This window comes from Streptomyces sp. NPDC001393, from assembly GCF_053597455.1.
Genome location: NZ_JBSFIH010000052.1, coordinates 37,125 through 54,690, shown reverse-complemented (window position 1 = coordinate 54,690; position 17,566 = coordinate 37,125). Strand labels below are relative to the sequence as shown.

Annotated in this window: 16 protein-coding genes and 2 tRNA genes; 5 read left to right on the top strand and 13 right to left on the bottom strand. The window is 71.6% G+C overall.

Annotated elements, in window-relative coordinates:
• Positions 1-153 precede the first annotated feature (153 nt).
• Positions 154-783, bottom strand: coding sequence for an LUD domain-containing protein (locus tag ACWC2T_RS36565; RefSeq protein ID WP_450674643.1), 630 nt, complete (start codon positions 781-783; stop codon positions 154-156).
• A 158-nt stretch (positions 784-941) separates the two neighbouring features.
• Between ACWC2T_RS36565 and sigJ the strand changes: the two genes are divergently transcribed.
• Positions 942-1,880 (top strand): RNA polymerase sigma factor SigJ, encoded by a 939-nt coding sequence (sigJ, locus tag ACWC2T_RS36560; RefSeq protein WP_450674642.1) that lies wholly within the window; start codon positions 942-944, stop codon positions 1,878-1,880.
• Positions 1,881-1,995: 115 nt separating this feature from the next.
• Here the strand turns inward: sigJ and hppD are convergent, their stop codons facing one another.
• Positions 1,996-3,141, bottom strand: coding sequence for a 4-hydroxyphenylpyruvate dioxygenase (hppD, locus tag ACWC2T_RS36555; protein WP_450674641.1), 1,146 nt, complete (start codon positions 3,139-3,141; stop codon positions 1,996-1,998).
• Between the two features lie 122 nt (positions 3,142-3,263).
• Between hppD and ACWC2T_RS36550 the strand changes: the two genes are divergently transcribed.
• The gene (locus tag ACWC2T_RS36550) at positions 3,264-3,746 is read left to right on the top strand and encodes an Lrp/AsnC family transcriptional regulator (protein WP_388627372.1); all 483 of its coding nucleotides are present in this window, start codon (positions 3,264-3,266) and stop codon (positions 3,744-3,746) included.
• A 6-nt stretch (positions 3,747-3,752) separates the two neighbouring features.
• Here ACWC2T_RS36550 and ACWC2T_RS36545 read toward each other — a convergent pair whose 3' ends face one another.
• The 3 genes from ACWC2T_RS36545 to ACWC2T_RS36535 are packed head-to-tail and all read right to left on the bottom strand — an operon-like array spanning position 3,753 to position 6,444.
• The gene (locus tag ACWC2T_RS36545) at positions 3,753-4,544 is read right to left on the bottom strand and encodes a S16 family serine protease (protein WP_450674640.1); all 792 of its coding nucleotides are present in this window, start codon (positions 4,542-4,544) and stop codon (positions 3,753-3,755) included.
• Between the two features lie 32 nt (positions 4,545-4,576).
• Positions 4,577-5,686 (bottom strand): o-succinylbenzoate synthase, encoded by a 1,110-nt coding sequence (gene menC, locus ACWC2T_RS36540; protein ID WP_450674639.1) that lies wholly within the window; start codon positions 5,684-5,686, stop codon positions 4,577-4,579.
• A complete protein-coding gene (locus ACWC2T_RS36535) occupies positions 5,683-6,444 on the bottom strand; it encodes a chorismate synthase (RefSeq protein ID WP_450674638.1) in 762 nt (253 codons plus the stop codon). The genes menC and ACWC2T_RS36535 overlap by 4 nt, the downstream gene beginning before the upstream one ends.
• Positions 6,445-6,545: 101 nt before the next feature.
• Here ACWC2T_RS36535 and ACWC2T_RS36530 point away from each other — a divergent pair, with 101 nt between their 5' ends.
• Positions 6,546-8,099 (top strand): PucR family transcriptional regulator, encoded by a 1,554-nt coding sequence (locus tag ACWC2T_RS36530; RefSeq protein ID WP_450674637.1) that lies wholly within the window; start codon positions 6,546-6,548, stop codon positions 8,097-8,099.
• On the opposite strand, the gene dapE is transcribed toward ACWC2T_RS36530, so the two are convergent.
• The 7 genes from dapE to ACWC2T_RS36495 all read right to left on the bottom strand — a co-directional run bounded on the left by dapE (position 8,080) and on the right by ACWC2T_RS36495 (position 15,898).
• Positions 8,080-9,135, bottom strand: a complete 1,056-nt coding sequence (gene dapE / locus ACWC2T_RS36525) for a succinyl-diaminopimelate desuccinylase (RefSeq protein WP_450674636.1) — start codon at positions 9,133-9,135, stop codon at positions 8,080-8,082. The genes ACWC2T_RS36530 and dapE overlap by 20 nt on opposite strands.
• Entirely contained in the window at positions 9,132-10,589 is a 1,458-nt protein-coding gene (locus ACWC2T_RS36520; protein WP_450674635.1) for an amino acid permease, read from the bottom strand. Before ACWC2T_RS36520 ends, dapE begins: the two co-directional genes overlap by 4 nt.
• A gap of 362 nt (positions 10,590-10,951) precedes the next feature.
• Positions 10,952-11,593, bottom strand: coding sequence for an IclR family transcriptional regulator (locus ACWC2T_RS36515; protein ID WP_450674634.1), 642 nt, complete (start codon positions 11,591-11,593; stop codon positions 10,952-10,954).
• 330 nt (positions 11,594-11,923) lie between these two features.
• The gene (locus tag ACWC2T_RS36510; protein ID WP_450674633.1) at positions 11,924-13,720 is read right to left on the bottom strand and encodes a DEAD/DEAH box helicase; all 1,797 of its coding nucleotides are present in this window, start codon (positions 13,718-13,720) and stop codon (positions 11,924-11,926) included.
• A 121-nt stretch (positions 13,721-13,841) separates the two neighbouring features.
• Positions 13,842-14,225 carry a type II toxin-antitoxin system death-on-curing family toxin gene (locus ACWC2T_RS36505; protein WP_450674632.1) on the bottom strand — a complete coding sequence of 128 codons (384 nt, stop codon included), beginning with the start codon at positions 14,223-14,225 and terminating at the stop codon, positions 13,842-13,844.
• Positions 14,226-14,228: 3 nt separating this feature from the next.
• Positions 14,229-14,426 (bottom strand): Arc family DNA-binding protein, encoded by a 198-nt coding sequence (locus ACWC2T_RS36500; protein ID WP_055707748.1) that lies wholly within the window; start codon positions 14,424-14,426, stop codon positions 14,229-14,231.
• Between the two features lie 47 nt (positions 14,427-14,473).
• A complete protein-coding gene (locus ACWC2T_RS36495) occupies positions 14,474-15,898 on the bottom strand; it encodes an MFS transporter (RefSeq protein WP_450674631.1) in 1,425 nt (474 codons plus the stop codon).
• A 177-nt stretch (positions 15,899-16,075) separates the two neighbouring features.
• Between ACWC2T_RS36495 and ACWC2T_RS36490 the strand changes: the two genes are divergently transcribed.
• Together ACWC2T_RS36490 and ACWC2T_RS36485 are read left to right on the top strand one after the other, a co-directional pair.
• Positions 16,076-16,173 (top strand) — tRNA-OTHER (locus ACWC2T_RS36490).
• Between the two features lie 18 nt (positions 16,174-16,191).
• Positions 16,192-16,266 (top strand) — tRNA-Cys (locus ACWC2T_RS36485).
• 77 nt (positions 16,267-16,343) lie between these two features.
• Here ACWC2T_RS36485 and ACWC2T_RS36480 read toward each other — a convergent pair.
• On the bottom strand, positions 16,344-17,504 hold the full coding sequence (locus ACWC2T_RS36480; RefSeq protein WP_450674630.1) for an SUKH-4 family immunity protein: 1,161 nt from the start codon (positions 17,502-17,504) through the stop codon (positions 16,344-16,346).
• Positions 17,505-17,566: the final 62 nt, after the last annotated feature.

Below are 17,566 nucleotides of genomic sequence, written 5' to 3'. Positions count from 1 at the left end.
ATCGGTGTGAACCGTTCCCGGAGACTGAGCGGAAGCGAGTCTTGTTGCCAGGACTCGTGGCATGGGCGCCGGAACCGGTGTGGTGGCCGCCTGCGTGCCGGCCGGCGAACTCGCGCCGACCAACGGCGACCACCGTGCGGCACTCCTGGTGGGTCAGAATCCGATGGCTTCGCGGAGCAGCAGGACGGTGCCGCGTCCGGGCTGGAATTCTGCGTTGAGGATGAGGAGGCGGTTGATGGCGCTGGGCCACCCGTAGGCTTCCTGGGTGCGGGCGCTTTCCAGCGGGAGGCAGTGGTCTTCGATGCGCTGCAGCGCGGCGGGCAGGTCGGGCACCACCTTCTGCGCTCCGACGACCCAGATCGCGCGGGCGGCGCCGCCGGCATTGCCGGGCAACTGGCTTCCACTGCCCGAGGCGATCACGAGGGAGCCGGTTTCGGTGACCGCGTGGACGCTACCCACGATCACATCCGGGCTGGCGGTCAGCCGCCGGATCTCGTCGGTCTGAGTGGCGCGGTCCATGGCCAGGACGCGTGGCTTGATGGCGTCGTACCGACCGCCGGCATTGATGTCCTCAGCGATGCCGGACAGGCGGAGGGTCTCGCTGGCCGTGGTGAACACACTGGCTCCCTCCGGGAGCAGATCCTTGATGCGGGTGCGCGCGGCGGCGGCGTCGTCGAGGATCTCCACGGTGAAGCCGCGTGCGGTCAGCGCACTGGCTGCCCGCTCAAGGCGTTGCGCTGGCGCCGGGTCGGTGAACGTCGTTGCCGGCATCGAGGTAGTCATGATGTCTCTGAGCTCCCGGTTCGCTGGATGATGTGTTCGTCTCACTGGTTCGACAACGCAGCGCACCGGATTGTGAGGCGTCACGCCGGCCTCACAATCCGGTGCGCTGTCTTGTCGAACCAGTGAGAGCAGATGCGACCGAGGGAGCTGTCGGCACCATGACCACCCCATCCGTGCCAGGACAGGGCCGGCCCGATCCGGGCCTGGACGCGATCATGAGCGAGCGGCGTCAGCTGATCAATCTCGCCTACCGCCTTCTGGGCTCCCTGGCCGAGGCCGAGGATGCCGTCCAGGAGACATACGCCCGCTGGTACGCCATGTCCCGGCAGCAGCAGGACGCCATCGAGTCCCCCGGCGCCTGGCTGACGAGGGTCGCGGGCCGCATCTGCCTCAACCTGCTCGGCTCGGCACGGGCCCGGCGAGAGACCTACGTGGGGGAATGGATTCCCGAGCCATTGCCCGGGCGTACGGAGTGGATCAGCGCGCGGCCGGGCGGTGCGACCGTCGACCCGGCCGATCGGATCACCCTGGATGAGTCGGTCAACCTGGCGTTTCTGGTCTTGCTCGAATCGATGACCCCGGCCGAACGGGTCGCGTTCATCCTGCACGATGTCTTCTGCCACTCCTTTGCCGAAGTGGCCGAGATCGTCGGCCGTACCCCTGCGGCATGCCGCCAGCTGGCTTCCTCGGCCCGCCGCCGCATCCGGGCCTCGCAGCCCTGTGCGACTCCGGCAGCCCAGCACGCCGGCGTCGTCAGGGACTTCAAGCAGGCATGGGAAGCCAGGGACATCGACGCCCTCATCGGCCTGCTCGACCCCGAGGCCACGGCCATCGCCGACGGCGGCGGCCTCGCCACAGCCTTCCTGGACCCCATCGAAGGCGGCGAGCAGATCGCGTACGCCTGGGCCGAACTCGCCCGCCGGAGGCCCGACAACATGACGTTCCTGGAGCGTTCGGTCAACGGACAGCCCGGCCTGGTGGCTCAGCAGGACGGCGTCACCGTGACGGTGCTCGCGTTCGACGTCGCGGGCGACCGGATCAGGCACATCTGGGTAATACGCAACCCCGAGAAACTCCGTCGCTGGACAACGGACTGACGAAGCTCAGCGCGGACCAGACCGCACTCGCACAGCGAGACGACCACCGCGGTTGCGTGGGCCGTCTCGCTCTTCTGTGCCTGGAAGGTGCCTGGAAGGTGCCTGGAAGCCGTTCCTACAGGTTGCCGCGCTTGGCCTGCTCCCGCTCGATCGCCTCGAACAGGGCCTTGAAGTTGCCCTTGCCGAAGCCCATGGAGCCGTGCCGTTCGATGATCTCGAAGAAGACCGTCGGACGGTCCTGGACCGGCTTGGTGAAGATCTGCAGCAGGTAGCCGTCCTCGTCGCGGTCGGCGAGGATCTTCAGCTCGCGCAGGGTCTCGATCGGCACGCGGGTGTCGCCGACCCACTCGCCGAGGGTGTCGTAGTAGGAGTCGGGGGTGTCGAGGAACTCCACGCCGGCCGCGCGCATGGTGCGGACGGTCTGCACGATGTCGCCCGTGTTCAGCGCGATGTGCTGGACGCCGGCGCCGCCGTAGAACTCCAGGTACTCGTCGATCTGGGACTTCTTCTTGGCGATCGCGGGCTCGTTGATCGGGAACTTGACCTTGAGGGTGCCGTCCGCGACGACCTTCGACATCAGCGCGCTGTACTCGGTGGCGATGTCGTCGCCCACGAACTCCTTCATGTTCGTGAAGCCCATGACCTTGTTGTAGAACCCGACCCACTCGTTCATCCGGCCGAGTTCGACGTTGCCGACGCAGTGGTCGATGGCCTGGAAGGTGCGCTGGGCGGGCGGGGTGACCATCGGCTTGGCAGCGACGTAACCGGGCAGGTAGGGGCCGTCGTAGCCGGAGCGGTCGACCAGGGTGTGGCGGGTCTCGCCGTAGGTGGCGATCGCGGCGAGGACGACGGTGCCGTGCTCGTCCTTCACCTCGTACGGCTCGGCGACGCTCTTCGCGCCGTGCTCGACGGCGTACGCGTACGCGGCGCGGGCGTCCGGGACCTCGATGGCCAGGTCGATGACGCCGTCGCCGTGCTCGGCCACGTGCCGGGCGAGGAAGTGGCCCCAGTCGGTGCTCGGCTTGATCACCGAGGTGAACACGAAGCGGGCGGAGCCGTTCTCGAGGACGTAACTGGCGGTCTCACGGCTGCCGTTCTCCGGTCCGGAGTAGGCGACCAGCTTCATGCCGAAGGCGGTGGAGTAGTAGTGCGCCGCCTGCTTGGCGTTGCCCACGGCGAAGACGACCGCGTCCATTCCCTTGACCGGGAAGGGGTCGGCCTGCCGGGCTGTGTCGGGAGTGTGGTGAGTGGTCTGCGTCATGCCGGAAGGGTGGCCCCGCTCTGCAAGGTGCGCAATAGTTCGTGTATTCACTGGGCAATCTGCTCAGTGGTACGGCCGTATCGGCGGCCTTTCTGTACAGGATGCTCACCCCTGGGGGTGCCGTGGCGATCGATCATCTGGACGGGCGGATCATCGTGCTCCTCGCCCGGGAGCCGCGCATCGGCGTGCTGGAGATGTCCCGGCGGCTCGGGGTCGCCCGGGGGACGGTCCAGGCGCGCCTGGACCGGCTCCAGTCGAACGGGGTCATCCGGGGATTCGGTCCGCAGGTGGACCCGGCGGCGCTCGGCTACCCGGTGACGGCCTTCGCCACGCTGCAGATCCGGCAGGGCCAGGGGCCCGATGTACGGGCGCACCTGGCGACCGTGCCGGAGGTGCTGGAGCTGCTGACCACCACCGGCAGCGGCGACATGCTGTGCCGCCTGGTGGCCCGCTCCAACGCCGATCTCCAGCGGGTGATCGACCGGGTGGTCGGCTTCGAGGGCATCGTCCGGGCCTCCACGGCGATCGTCATGGAGAACCCGGTACCGCTGCGGATCATCCCGTTGGTGGAGCAGGCTGCTGCGGACAGCGGGGAGGGGACGTAGGCCGGCTCAGCAGCTCGGCACGGACCCCTTGCCGCTCTGAAGCGCCTGAAGGGAGTTCACGGCGCCCCTGAGTGTGGTCACCGGGATCAGGCGCAGGCCCTTGGGGAGTTCCGCCTTGGCGTCGGCGCACTCGGCCTTCGGGACCAGGAAGACCGTCGCGCCGTCGCGCCGGGCGGCCTGGGTCTTCAGGGCCACCCCGCCGACCGCGCCGACCGTACCGGAGGCGTCGATCGTGCCGGTGCCGGCGATGGTGCGGCCGCCCGTGAGGTCGCCGCCGCTGCCGTCGCCGTGCAGCTTGTCGATGATCCCCAGGGTGAACAGCAGGCCCGCGCTGGGCCCGCCCACGTCGGCGAGCTTCAGCGTGACCTTGACCTTGTCGGGGCTCAGCCCCAGGTACTTCAGGGCCGCCCGGGTCGCCGCGTCCTGGGACTGCTGCATCTGCGCCGCGTTGTGCTTCTCGATCTCCTTGACGGTGTTGCCGCTCGGGTAGACCGCGTCGCGCGGCATGACCGCCCGGTCGGTGCGGAACCAGTTGCCGACCACGTCTCCGAGGGTCACCGTGGCGTCCGGGCCGGTCGCCTCGATCGTCACCATCCGCAGCTGCCCGCTGGTCTTGCGGGCCGGCGCGCCGGAGACGGTGATCACCTGGGTGCCCCGGTTCTCGCCGAGCACGTTCGCCGTCATCCCGGGCTGCGCCACCGAGAACGGCAGCGGCGCGAACGCCGCCGTGGCGAGCAGTGCCACGACGGGCACAGCGCAGACGGCTACGGCCTGGGGACGAGAGAGACGTGAGAGCACGGGATCAATCTAACGTGACCACCGGCTGCGCCTTATGCCGTGGAGAGGTCCCGTCGCTCCACGGTGAACCGGCGCAGTGCCTCCGGGAGGGGCTCGATGCCGATTCCGGGGGCGGTCGGTACCGGCAGATGACCGTCCTGAAGGACGAACGGCTCGGTGAGGTCCTCGGCGAAGTAGCGGGAGGAGGCGGAGGTGTCCCCGGGGAGGGTGAAGCCGGGCAGGGCGGCCAGGGCCAGGTTGGGGGCGCGGCCGATGCCGGTCTCCAGCATGCCGCCACACCACACCGGGACGCCGTGCGCGTGCGCCACGTCGTGGACCCGGCGGGCCTCCAGGTAGCCACCGACCCGGGCGGGCTTGACGTTCACCACCCGGCAGGCGTCCATCGCGATCGCGGCGGCGGTGTCGGAGGCGTGGTGCAGGGACTCGTCCAGGCAGACGGGGGTGCGCAGGCGCTGCTGCAGCTGGGCGTGGGCGTGCAGGTTGTTCTCCGCCAGCGGCTCCTCGATCAGCAGCAGCCCGAAGTCGTCGAGGCGTCGCAGGTGCTCGGCGTCGGCAAGGGTGTAGGCGGTGTTGGCGTCGACCTGGAGGGGGAGGACGTCGCCGAAGCGCTCGCGCACCGCGCGGACCGGCTCCACGTCCCAGCCGGGCTCGATCTTCAGCTTGATGCGGACGTACCCCTCGGCGAGGTAGCGCTCGACGTCGTCCAGCAGCTCCGGCACCGAGTTCTTGATGCCGACCGACACCCCGGCGGGCACCCGGTCCCGTACCGCGCCGAGGAACACGGCGAGCGGCATGCCGTACGACCGCAGTTCGGCGTCCAGCAGGGCCGTCTCCAGGGCCGCCTTCGCCAGCTCGTGGCCCTTGATCTTCGCCAGGGCGGGAGCGAGCGCGGCCGTCGTGAGGTCCGGCAGGGCACTCACGCGCGGGATCAGGAAGTCGCGCAGCACGATCTCGGCGCCGGCGACGAACTCCGAGCAGTACAGCGGCTCGGGGTCGGCGGCGAACTCCGACCAGCCCTCGGCGGAGTCGGTGACGACGTGCAGGAGGAAGGTGTCCTTCGTCGTCATCGTCCCGAAGGACGTACGGAAGGGGCTGACCAGCGGGATCGCGACGTGCACGATCTCGACGCGTTCGAGCTTCACGCGGCCTCCTCCGTCCGGGTGAGCGTGTACCAGCCGTCGCGGGTCATCCCGGTGGCCCGGAAGCCGTCCACGAAGGCGGTCAGCAGCACCTCGCGCACCGCGTACCGCCAGCGCAGCGCCAGGGCCGGGTCGGCGGCGCGCAGCTTGACGATGTCCTCCGGCACCCGGCACCAGATGTGCCGCTCGTCGCGGCGGGTGAGGGGGTCGCCGTCGGGGGCGGCGGCGGTGACCGGACCGCGGGGTTCCGCGTCGTACGACGCCGTCGGCGCGCCCAGCTCCCAGGTCACCGTCAGCCGGTCGCTCTCGTCGCCGTCGTTCACGCCGTCGGTCATCGGGCCGTAGAAGTCGACCAGGTACTCGGTGCCGACGGCGCCCAGCTTGACCAGGTTGAAGCGGGCGTTGCGGCCGACCAGCGGGTCGAAGGTCCAGCGCATGGTGCGGGCGCCCAGGCCGAGGGCCCAGTCGCGCTGGGCCTGCTTCACGGCGTGCCCGAGCCCCCGGTCGGCGGCGGCGACCAGCGAGTACGTGCTGCGGTCGGCGCCGAGGACGGCGACGGAGGCTCCTCGCAGCCCCTGCCCGTCGCACTGCCCGTCGTACGCGGCGTGGACCGCGCCGCCGGCGTGGACCAGGCTGTGCAGGACCTCGGCCGGGTAGGGCGGGGCGGTGCGGGGCGTCTGCCAGACGTCGCTGAAGTAGTCGGCCACGGCCGCGAGGGAGGCGACGTCGTCGACGGTGCGGATGGTGACTCCTGTGGTCATGGCACGAGTCTCGAAGAGGCCGGCCCGGCGGGTGTTGTGCGAGCGGCCAAGACCTGCGTACGTTCGTTTCACCATCCGCCAACAGCCCGCTGGGACCTCCTATGGACGCCTGCACCCTCGGTGACCTCCTGGACGTCGTCGGCGCCGCCCTGCGCCTGCACACGGCCCCCGCCGGGCAGGCCGTCCCGGTGACCGAGGCCGTGCTCCACGACGGCCGCAGCCCGCTCTCCCGGCAGCCCGGCGCGCTGCTGCTGGCGGTGGGCGTGCCGGCGGCGGAGTCCGGGCCGCTGCTGCGGGCGGCGGCCGAGGCCGGGGCGACGGGGGTGGTGGTGCGCGGCGCGGACGGCCCGGTCGCTCAGGCGGAGGCGCTCGGCGTGGCCCTGCTGTCGGTCGCCGAGGACGCCGCCTGGCACCACGTGCATCTGCTGCTCGCCTCGGCCATCGCCGCCCGCCCCGCCGACGCGGCCGCGGCCGACAGCGGGCTCGGCGACCTGTTCGCGCTGGCGGACGCGATCGCGACGGCGGTCGGCGGGGCCACGGCCATCGAGGACCCGCGGCAGCGGCTCCTCGCCTACTCCGCCGTCCCCGGCCAGCCGGTGGACGAGGACCGCCGGCAGGGCATCCTCGGCCGCCAGGTCCCGGCCAGCGCGGAGAACACCGAGCAGTACCGCCGGCTGTTCGCCGCCGACCGCCCGCTGAGGCTGCCCGCGCTGTCCGACGGGGACCTGCCCCGCCTGGCGATGCCGGTCCGGGCGGGCGGGGAGACGCTCGGCTCGGTGTGGGTGATCGACGGCGGCTCGCTCGCCCCGGACGCCGAGGACACCCTCGCCCAGGGCGCCTCCACGGCCGCCCTGCTCCTGCTGCGGGCGCGCGCGGCCCGGGAACTGGCCCGGCACCGGGGCAGCGAGCTGTTGCGCCGCCTGCTGGACGGCACGGCGGCGCCCGCGGCCACCGCCGCCGAGCGGCTGGGCCTCGCCGGTCCCGCCCGGGTGGCGGCGTTCGTCCTGGACTCCGCCGCGAGCGTCCCCGACGCCGAGCGCACGGCGCTGCGCCTGCTGGACGTCGTACGGCTGCAGTGCGAGGCGCGCTACGGGCGGCACGCGGGCGTGCTGGTGGACGGGGTGGTGTACGCGGTACTGCCCGGACCGGGGGAACGGCACAAGAAGCTTGCGGAGGACATCGTGGCGCGGGCCGGGCAGGCGCTGCGGGTGCCGGTGCGGGCGGCGCTCGGCGAGGTCGTGCCGGACGCGGCGGGGCTGGCGGACTCGCGGGCGGACGCGGACCTGGTGCTGCGGGTGCTGGACGCCGGCCTGCCGGTGGCCGGCGTGGACGAGGTACGGCCCCGCGTCACACTGCTGCGGCTGGCCGAAGTGATGGGCGAGCGGCGGGAGTTGAGCGCGGGTGCCTGGCGCCGGGTGCTGGCGTACGACGCCGCGCACGGCACGGAGTACGCCCGCACCCTGGTCTGCTGGTTCGACGCGGGCTGCGACATGGCGGGCGCGGCGAAGCTCCTCGCCGTCCATCCCAACACCTGCCGTTACCGCCTGAGGCAGCTCCAGCAGCACGCCGGGGTCGACCTGGACGACCCCGACGAACGGCTGGTGCTCTGGCTTCAGTTGCGGGTGCTGGCGGGGCTCACCGCAGCCACCGCCTGAGCCGGTCCTCGCACCGCCGGAGGTGCTCCACCGGGACGTACTCCCCCGCCGTGTGGGCGAGGGAGGGGTCCCCGGGGCCGTAGTTGAGCGCGGGCACGCCCAGCGCGGCGAACCGGGCGACGTCCGTCCAGCCGAGCTTGGGCCGCGGCTCGGCACCGAGCGCGGCGACGAGGGCGCCGACCCGGTCCAGGTGCGGCAGGGCACCGCCGACGACCTCGGTGATGCGCACCTCGTACTCCGGGAAGAGCGAGCGCACGTACGCCTCGGCCTCCTCGGGTGAACGACTGGGCGCGAAGCGGCAGTTGACGGTGACGACGCACTCGTCCGGTACGACGTTCCCGGCGACCCCGGCCCGTACGGCGACGGCGCTGAGCCCCTCCCGGTACTCCAGCCCGTCCACCTCGACGCGCTCGGGCGTGTGGTCGTCGAGCCGCTGCAGGACGGGCGCGGCCTTGTGGGCGGCGTTGACGCCCTGCCAGGCGCGGGCGGTGTGGGCGCGGGCGCCCTTGACCACGATGTCGGCGGTGAGGATGCCCTGGCAGCCGGCCTCCACACCGGCGTCGGAGGGTTCCATGAGGACGGCGAGTGCGGCGTCGGCGAGCAGATCGGGCCGCTCGGCGCCGATCCGGGCCAGCCCGTTTCTGTCCCCTTCCACCTCCTCGCACTCGTAGAAGACGTAGGTGAGGTCGCGGACGGGCGCGGAGACGGTGGCCGCCAGCCGCAGGGCGACGGCCACCCCGCCCTTCATGTCGCACGCGCCGAGCCCGTGCACACGGTCGCCGTCGAGCCGCGAGGGCAGGTTCCCGGCGGCCGGGACGGTGTCCAGGTGCCCGGCGATCAGGGCGCGTTCGCCGCGTCCCAGGTGGGTGCGGGCCACGACGGAGTTGCCGACCCGGTCGACGGTGAGATGGGGCAGGGCGCGCAGGGCTGCGTGGACGGCGTCCGCGATCTCCGCCTCCCGCCCGCTCTCGGAGGGCAGGTCGACGAGGGCGCGGGTGAGGGTGACGACGTCGGCGGTGAGGTCGAGGCGGGTCATGCGGGATCTTCCTGGCCGGCGCGGTTGAGCTTGGAGTGCCGGATGCCGTAGAGGCCGTAGATGACGAGCCCGGCCGCCATCCATGCCCCGAAGGCGATCCAGGTGTCGGCGCCCAGGCTGCCCAGCATGTAGACGCAGAAGGCGACGCCGAGCAGGGGCGTGACGGGCGAGAGGGGCACGCGGAAGGACCGCGGGATGCCGGGGCTGCGCCGGCGCAGCAGTACGACCGCCAGGTTGACCAGCATGAACGCGAAGAGGGTGCCGATGCTGGTGGCGTCGGCGAGGCTGCCGAGCGGGACGAGTGCGGCGAGTACGGCGATGAACGCCGACACGATCACGGTGTTGGCGCGGGGCACTCCGGTGCGCGGGTGGACCTTGGCGAACAGGGGCGGCACGAGCCCGTCCCGCGCCATGGCGAAGAGGATCCGGATCTGCCCGTACTGCACGGTGAGCACCACGCTGGTGGTGGCGACGACCGCCCCGATGGACAGCAGGATCGGCCACAGGTTGCCGCCGCCGACGGACCGTACGAGCACCTCGCTGAGCGTGGCCTCGGTCCCCGCGAACTGCTTCCACGGCATGGCACCGAGCGCGGCGACGGCGACGAGCACGTACAGGGCGGTGACGAGGACGAGCGACAGGATGATCGCGCGCGGCAGGTCCCGCTGTGGGTTGCGTGCCTCTTCACCTGCGGTGGAGGCGGCGTCGAACCCGATGTAGGAGAAGAAGAGCGAGGCGGCTCCGGCGCTCATGCCGGCGGCGCCGAGCGGGAAGAGGGGGTGGAAGTTCCCGGCGCGGAAGGCGGTGAAGGCGACGGCGCAGAAGAGGACCAGGGCCGCGATCTTGACGCCGACCATGATGGTGTTGGCGACGGCGCTCTCCCTGGCCCCGCGCAGCAGGACGACCATGGCGAGTACGACGATGAGGGCGGCGGGGATGTTGAGGGTGCCGCCGGCCCCGGGCGGCGCGCTGAGCGAGTCGGGGAGGGTGACCCCGAGGGTGAGCTGGAGGAGTTCGTTGACGTACTGCCCCCATCCCACGGCGACGGCGGCGACCGACACCCCGTACTCCAGGATCAGACACCAGCCGCACACCCAGGCGACCAGCTCGCCGAGGGTGGCGTAGGCGTAGCTGTACGAGGATCCCGAGCCGGGGATCATGCCGGCCAGCTCGGCGTACGACAGCGCCGAGAACAGGGCGGTGACGCCGGCAAGGACGAAGGAGACCACGATGGCGGGTCCCGCCTCCGGCACGGCCTGCCCCAGCACCACGAAGATGCCGGTGCCGAGGGTGGCGCCCACGCTGAGCAGCGTCAGCTGGGCCACGCCCATGGTCCGCTTCAGGGGGCTGCCGGCGGCTTCACCGACGAGGCGTTGCACTGGCTGGCGCCGGGTGAGGCGACGAGTTTGCGTTCCCTGCGGTCTGGCCTCCGGCCGTGTGCCGACTGTGTCCACCGTGCTGATCCCTCCGCCTCGGGCTGTTTGGCCCTTGATGATGCGGAGGGAGGCGGGGTGGAGGGGTGAGCCGATCGACCAAAGGTGCGGGTAGGTATTTGGCCGGATGGGCAAAGGGTGGTCGGGTCGTGCACCGCCGCAGCCTGCGGGCAGTCGTGCCGCTGGGGCGGCACGGGTGGGCGGTGGGGGTCCCCCCGCTCATGGGGGTCCCCCCGCTCGAGCGAAGCCGAGAGTGGGGGAGAAGCCGAGAGTGGGGGAGGCACCCCGCCGGCGCGGGGCAAGCGAGACCTACCCCCGGCCGGCACCAGTGCAGGTCAGCTGGTCAGTGCAGGGCGAGCGGGCACAGGGCTCAGCACGGCCGGTCAGCGCAACGCCTCGGCGACCTCCTTCGCCGCCTCCACCACCCTCGGCCCCACCCGCTCCGGTACGGAGTCCGCCAGCATCACGACACCCACGCTGCCCTCGACGCCCGTAACCCCGACCAACGGCGCCGCGGCCCCGCTCGCCCCGGCCTCCAGCTCCCCATGGGTGAGGATGTACCCGGGATCCGCGGACGGTGACTGCCGCGCGGCGAGGATCGCCTTGCCGGCCGCCCCACGGTCCAGCGGATGCCGGAACCCGGCGCGGTACGCCACGTGGTAGTCCGTCCAGGTCGGTTCGACGACGGCGACGGCCAGCGCCTCCGTCCCGTCCACCAGCGTGAGATGTGCCGTGGCCCCGATGTCCTCGGCGAGCGACCGCAGCGCGGGCAACGCGGCCTCCCGCACCAGCGGATGCACCTGCCGCCCGAGCCGCAGCACCCCGAGCCCGACCCGGGCTCGCCCGCCCAAGTCACGCCGTACGAGGGCGTGTTGTTCCAGTGTGGCGAGCAGCCGGTACACCACAGTACGGTTCACGCCCAGTTTCGTGGACAGTTCGGTGACGGTCAGGCCATGATCGGTGTCGGCCAGCAGCTTGAGGACACGCAGTCCCCGGTCGAGCGTCTGAGAGGTCTCCGCGGTCACGACGCCCACTCCTTCGGCGGTGAGGTCGGCAGCCCCCTGAGCGGCGGATGCGTCGCCGAGTCCCGTCGGCGACGCGCTGTCAGAGGCCGCCGATCGGCAGGAAGGCCCGGCGGCTCCGGGCATGTCGCTTCACGGCTGCGCTCCGCGGCGGCGCTGCCACGGGGCGTGTGCGTAGCGGGACAGTAGCGAAGCAGGTTCGCTGAGCGGAAGTCTTCGTCCAGAATCCGGGCAAGACTGCTTCCGGCCTGCCGCTATTCGTCCGGAAACGCACGGGCCCCAGGAACTGACACACGCCAATCCCTGGGGGTGCGGGGCCAAGTCGATGGAGCGTCACCGCATCCGCGTGGCCCACTCCTGCACCTTGGCGATCCGCTGCCGCAGCTGTCCCGCCGTGGCCTCCGCACTCGGCGGCCCGCCGCAGACCCGGCGCAGCTCGGTGTGGATCACCCCGTGCGGCTTGCCGCTCTGGTGGACGTACGCACTGACCATGGTGTTCAGCTGCTTGCGCAGCTCCATCATCTCCTTGTGCGTGACCACCGGCCGCCGCTCGGCGGGCAGTTCCAGCAGATCTGCCTCGGTGTCGGGCTTCTTCTTGCTGTGCGCGATCTGCCGGGCCTGCCGCTTCTGCAGCAGCAGCTGCACCTGCTCGGGTTCGAGGAGCCCCGGGATGCCGAGGTAGTCCTGCTCCTCCTCGCTCCCCGGGTGGGCCTGCATACCGAACTCGGCGCCGTCGTAGAGCACCCGGTCGAAGACGGCGTCGGACTCCAGCGCCTCGAAGGGCAGCATGTCCTGCTCGCCGGTGTCCTCGTCCTGCTGCTTGTTCGCCTCCTCCATCTCCTTCTCGGATTCGGCGTACGGGTCCTCCTCGCCCTCCTTCTTCGGCTTGTCGAGGGCGTGGTCTCGTTCCTTCTCCATCTCATTGGCGAAGGTCAGCAGGTCGGGCACGGTCGGCAGGAACACGGACGCGGTCTCGCCGCGCCGCCGGGACCGCACGAAACGCCCGACGGCCTGCGCGAAGAACAGGGGGGTCGAGATGGTCGTCGCGTACACGCCGACCGCGAGCCGGGGGACGTCGACGCCCTCGGACACCATGCGCACCGCGACCATCCACCGGTCGTTGCTCTCGCTGAACTCGTCGATCTTCTTCGAGGCGCCGGCGTCGTCGGAGAGGACGAGCGTGGCCTTCGTCCCCGTGATCTCACGGATCAGCTTCGCGTAGGCACGCGCCGAGTCCTGATCGGAGGCGATGACGAGGGCCCCGGCGTCCGGGATGGCCTTCCTGACCTCGGTCAGCCGCTGGTCGGCGGCGCGCAGCACGCTGGGCATCCACTCGCCGCGCGGGTCGAGCGCCGTACGCCAGGCCTGGCTGATCGCGTCCTTGGTCATCGGCTCGCCGAGCCGGGCGGCGACCTCGTCACCGGCCTTGGTGCGCCAGCGCATGTTGCCGCTGTAGGAGAGGAAGATGACCGGGCGGACGACCCCGTCGGACAGCGCGGACCCGTACCCGTACGTGTAGTCGGCGGCGGACCGCCGGATGCCGGCGTTGTCCTCCTCGTACGTCACGAAGGGGATGGGGTTGGTGTCGGACCGGAAGGGCGTACCGGTCAGGGCGAGCCGGCGGGTGGCGGGTTCGAACGCCTCCAGGCAGGCCTCGCCCCAGGACTTGGAGTCACCGGCGTGGTGGATCTCGTCGAGGATGACGAGGGTCTTGCGCTGCTCGACCCGGTTGCGGTGCAGCATGGGCCGCACGCCGACGCCGGCGTAGGTGACGGCGACGCCGTCGTACTCCCGGCCGAGGGGGCCCGCGCTGTACTCGGGATCGAGCTTGATCCCTATCCGCGCCGCCGCCTCGGCCCACTGCTTCTTCAGGTGCTCGGTCGGCGCGACCACGGTCACCTGCTGCACGACGTGGTGGTGCAGCAGCCAGGAGGCCAGCGTCAGCGCGAAGGTGGTCTTGCCGGCGCCGGGCGTGGCGACGGCGAGGAAGTCACGCGGCTGCTCCTGTACGTACTTCTCCATCGCCCCCTGCTGCCAGGCACGCAGCTTGCTGGCGGTACCCCAGGGCGCACGGCCCGGGAAGGCGGGCGAGAGGTGGTGGGAGGAGGAGGTGGCGGCGGTGGTAGTCACGGTCTCCGTATGTCTTGCGGGTCGGGCGGCTCGGCTACGTATGACAACCGGGCCACCCTACCGGCGCCGCCCTCCCGTCAACGCCCCGACGAGACCGGGTCGCCCGCAGGTGGGACCCACGTCACATCGCCGCGTGCAGCGCCCTCAGCCGCCGGGCGATCATCCCCACATCCTCCAGGCTGCCCGACGCCACCTCGATGACGAGCTTGTACGCCTCGTCCTGCTCGACGCCGACCATCTCCGTGCCGTTGAAGTCGAGAAAGACGACGGTGGCCATCCATGCCATGCGCTTGTTGCCGTCCACCAAGGGGTGATTGACGGCCAGCGACTGGAGCAGTGCGGCAGCCTTCTCGAACAGGTCCGCATACGCCTCAACGCCGAACATCTGCGACTGGGGGCGGTACACGGCCGAGCTGAGCAGACCGAGATCCCGCACGGCGACCTCCTGCCCCCCGCAGGCCAGTTCGGCCAGGTCCAGGACCTCCTGGACCGTGAGGTACTTCATCCGCTACTCCCCCAGCCTCCGAAGCAGGTCGGCATGCGCCGCCGCGTACTTCGCCCCGAGGCGACGCACCGTGGCCCGGTCCGCCTCCTGCTCCAGATATCGGTCGATCGCCTGAAGCACTATGGCGTGCATACTGCGCCCCTCCTCCTCGGCACGCAGGCGCAGCGCCTCCTGCTGGTCGTCACGCAGACGAAGGTTCATAGCCATACCACGACGGTACCATTCAAGGGGCCATCGTGGTACCACTTTCAGTCCCGCAGCCTTCTCGTCACCCAAACCCCCACCAGCGCCACCCCCGCCATCGGCAGGAACACGGCGGCGAAGGCCGCGGGATGGCCGCCGCCGGCCGCCGTGGGGACCGCCGTACTGCCGCCGCCCAGCGTGGCGAACGCGGCGCCGGTCGCGGCGAGGAGGACGACGTTGGCGAGGGCGTCGGAGATCTGGAGCGCGGCGGAGTTCGTGCCGGACTCTTCCGGTGCGGACAGCTTCAGCAGAAGCACGCTGGTCGAGGAGATCACCAGGCCCATGCCGAAGCACCCGAAGCCCCAGGCGACGGCGACGGTCCACACCGGCACGGAGTGCACGAGCACACCGGGCGCGGCGGTGATCGCGGCCGCGACCAGCACCATCCCGGCGGTCATCAGCCGCTCCCGGTACGGCTGCACGCGCGGCCGGGACTGCACCCATGAGCCCAGCGCCCAGGTGCCGCCGCCCGCCGCCAGCGAGAACCCGGCGAGCGTCGGGGACAGCCCGCGCTGGGTGACCAGCATCAGGGGGACGAAGGACTCGGCGGCGATGAACGAACCGGCGGACAGTCCGCGCAGCAGCACGACGGAGGGCAGTCCGCGGGCCGCCCGGTAGGTGCCGCGCGGCAGCAGCCCGAGCACGGCGGGCACCAGCAGGGCGGTGCCGGCCAGTCCCGGGAGCAGGGACAGGGGACGCAGGTCCTGGGCGGCGTACTGCAGGAGGCCGGCGCCGAGGGAGACGCCGAGGGCGAGCCGGATCCGCCGCCGGTCGAAGGCGAGGGCGCCGGCCTCCTCGTCCACCGGGCCCGACGCCCTGCGCCGTATCTGCGGCAGGGCGAGGGCGAGCGGGAAGACGACGAGGACCGGGATGCCGAGGAAGACCCAGCGCCAGCCGAGGTGCTCGGTGACGGCGCCGGAGGCGAGCGGGCCGACGACGGACGGCACGACCCAGCCGGCCGCGAACGCCGCCATGATCGCGGGCCGCAGCCGCTCGGGGTAGACGCGGCCGACGACGACGTACAGCGCGACGATGACCAGTCCGCCACCGAAGCCCTGCACGGCTCGCCCGAGGATGAACACCGGCATGACCTGCGCGGTCCCGGCGACGACGAGTCCCGCGGCGAAGGCCCCGATCCCCGTGGTCAGCGCCCCGAGCGGGCCCCGCCGGTCGGACCACTGGCCGGCCAGCACCATGCCGAACAGGCTGGTGGTGAAGTACCCGGAGAAGGCGAACGCGTACAGGGCCACGCCGTCCAGCTCCCGCGCCGCGACCGGCATGGCGGTTCCGACGGCGGTCGCCTCGAAGGCGATCAGCAGCACGACGGAGACGATCCCGACACTGAGCGCCCGGTAGGCCCGGCCCAGCACGCCGCCGTCCTGCTCGACGGGGGACACGACATCGGCGTCACGCGACTCAAGGGCACTCATGGCCGTCAGAGTAAGGCGCACGGGGCGGTTTGACCCCTGTCCGTGGTCCCGCTCGTGCTGCGACCTTGGTCGTACGCCCGACGCCGTTCATGAACGGCGTATGGCAGTCGCGTTGCAGCCCCACCGCGTCCCTTGAGCCCGTGCAGCACCTCCCCATACCGTCATGTCCACGAACACGGCCGTGTGCCCGAGTGGTTTAGGGGCTCGCCTGCGCTGCATCCATCAGCGGGCTCCGCCCGCGGGGAGTTACGCGGGTTCGATTCCCGCCACGGCCGAGAACGACAACTCAACACGGCCGTGTGCCCGAGTGGTTTAGGGGCTCGCCTGCAAAGCGAGTTACGTGGGTTCGATTCCCGCCACGGCCTCCAAGCAGGGGCAGACATGCCCGAGTCGTTCAGGGGCTCGTCTGCGCCGCATCCATCAAGCAGGGGCAGGCGTCTTCGGGTCATAGGACCCCGCCCGCCTCGTCCTGGAACAGGTCCGTCCAGTAGTGCCAGTCGGTGCCGGGCGCCGTGGCCGTGGGGTCGAGGGTGGCCAGGGTGTGGAGCATCGCCGCGGCCAGTTGGTCGTATGCCGCCGTCGTCAGTTCGTTGCCGAGGTGTTCGTCGATGGTGCGCTCGTGGTGCAGGAGCCACAGCGTGAAGGCGAGCGTGGAGACGTCGGTGTTGAGGGGGTGGAGCGCGGCCTCCGGCTCGCTGAAGGTCAGGACCGCGCCGGTTCTGCCGTCGATCAGCAGGCTGTTGCCCTCGTTCAGCCGGCCGAGGCGGATCAAGTGGTCGGCGTGGGCCGGGAGCTCGTCCCAGGCGTGGGTGTCCGCGCACTCCTCGGTGACGTACTCGCGGAGCGTCGGCAGCGGGACGTCCGTGTCGGCGTGGAAGAGGACCGCCTCCTCCGGCAGCCCGGTCTCGCTGAGGAAACGCCGGGTCGGCTCGTGGGTGAGCGTGGTGGGGAAGTCGACCTCCTCGAAGCGGACCACCCGGCCGTGCCCGAACTCCTGGTCCAGCAGCCGGGCGGGGACGTGCAAGGTAAGCCCGGAGGCGGTGCCGGGGCCGGCGACGAGGGCGAGGGGGCGGATCAGGGCCGTCGCCTTCCAGTACGGCGGGACCTCGCCGGCCGCGCCCTCCTGGAACAGGGAGAGGAGGCGGCGGGTCGCCTCGGCCGCCGTCTCGGGGCCGTACCGTCCCGCAAGGGAGGCGAAACGGCCGCGCAGGCCCGCCAGTTCCTCGGTGACCGCGGCGAAACGCAGCAGCATGGCCAGGGAGGGCGCGAAGGGCCGGGGGCGGGAGGGGTCGAAGAGGTAGGCCGTCGTCAGCTCGCCGGTGCCGCCGTCGAGCAGGATGGACTCGCGCGCCATGCCCGCCGGATTGAGGAGTTCGCCTATGACCAGGCGGTCGCGCAGCTCGTCCGCCACCCGGAACGGGCCGTCGGCGGCGTCGGCGAGCGTGCGCAGGCCGTGGGTGCGCAGGGGGGAGAAGGTCAGCAGGTCGGTGTCCGCCGGCAGGCCGGGGCCCGCGAGCAGACCGCGTGTCGGCGCGTGCGTGACATACCGGTCCAGCTCCGCCTCGGTCAGCGTGATCGCCGGAACCCCGGCCTCGGTCGTGCTCATCGCTCCCCCGCGATCTTCCCCGTACGGTGCGCCTCTGAGACGGTGAGTGCCGCGGCCCCCAC

Excerpts from the sequence above, each read along its gene's own strand:
- hppD (WP_450674641.1), bottom strand. The coding sequence starts at position 3,141 with ATGACGCAGACCACTCACCACACTCCCGACACAGCCCGGCAGGCCGAC.
- ACWC2T_RS36480 (WP_450674630.1), bottom strand. The coding sequence starts at position 17,504 with ATGAGCACGACCGAGGCCGGGGTTCCGGCGATCACGCTGACCGAGGCG.
- dapE (WP_450674636.1), bottom strand. The coding sequence starts at position 9,135 with ATGACCCGCCTCGACCTCACCGCCGACGTCGTCACCCTCACCCGCGCC.
- ACWC2T_RS36530 (WP_450674637.1), top strand. The coding sequence starts at position 6,546 with ATGGACGCCTGCACCCTCGGTGACCTCCTGGACGTCGTCGGCGCCGCC.
- sigJ (WP_450674642.1), top strand. The coding sequence starts at position 942 with ATGACCACCCCATCCGTGCCAGGACAGGGCCGGCCCGATCCGGGCCTG.
- ACWC2T_RS36505 (WP_450674632.1), bottom strand. The coding sequence starts at position 14,225 with ATGAAGTACCTCACGGTCCAGGAGGTCCTGGACCTGGCCGAACTGGCC.
- ACWC2T_RS36535 (WP_450674638.1), bottom strand. The coding sequence starts at position 6,444 with ATGACCACAGGAGTCACCATCCGCACCGTCGACGACGTCGCCTCCCTC.
- ACWC2T_RS36500 (WP_055707748.1), bottom strand. The coding sequence starts at position 14,426 with ATGAACCTTCGTCTGCGTGACGACCAGCAGGAGGCGCTGCGCCTGCGT.
- ACWC2T_RS36565 (WP_450674643.1), bottom strand. The coding sequence starts at position 783 with ATGACTACCTCGATGCCGGCAACGACGTTCACCGACCCGGCGCCAGCG.
- ACWC2T_RS36495 (WP_450674631.1), bottom strand. The coding sequence starts at position 15,898 with ATGAGTGCCCTTGAGTCGCGTGACGCCGATGTCGTGTCCCCCGTCGAG.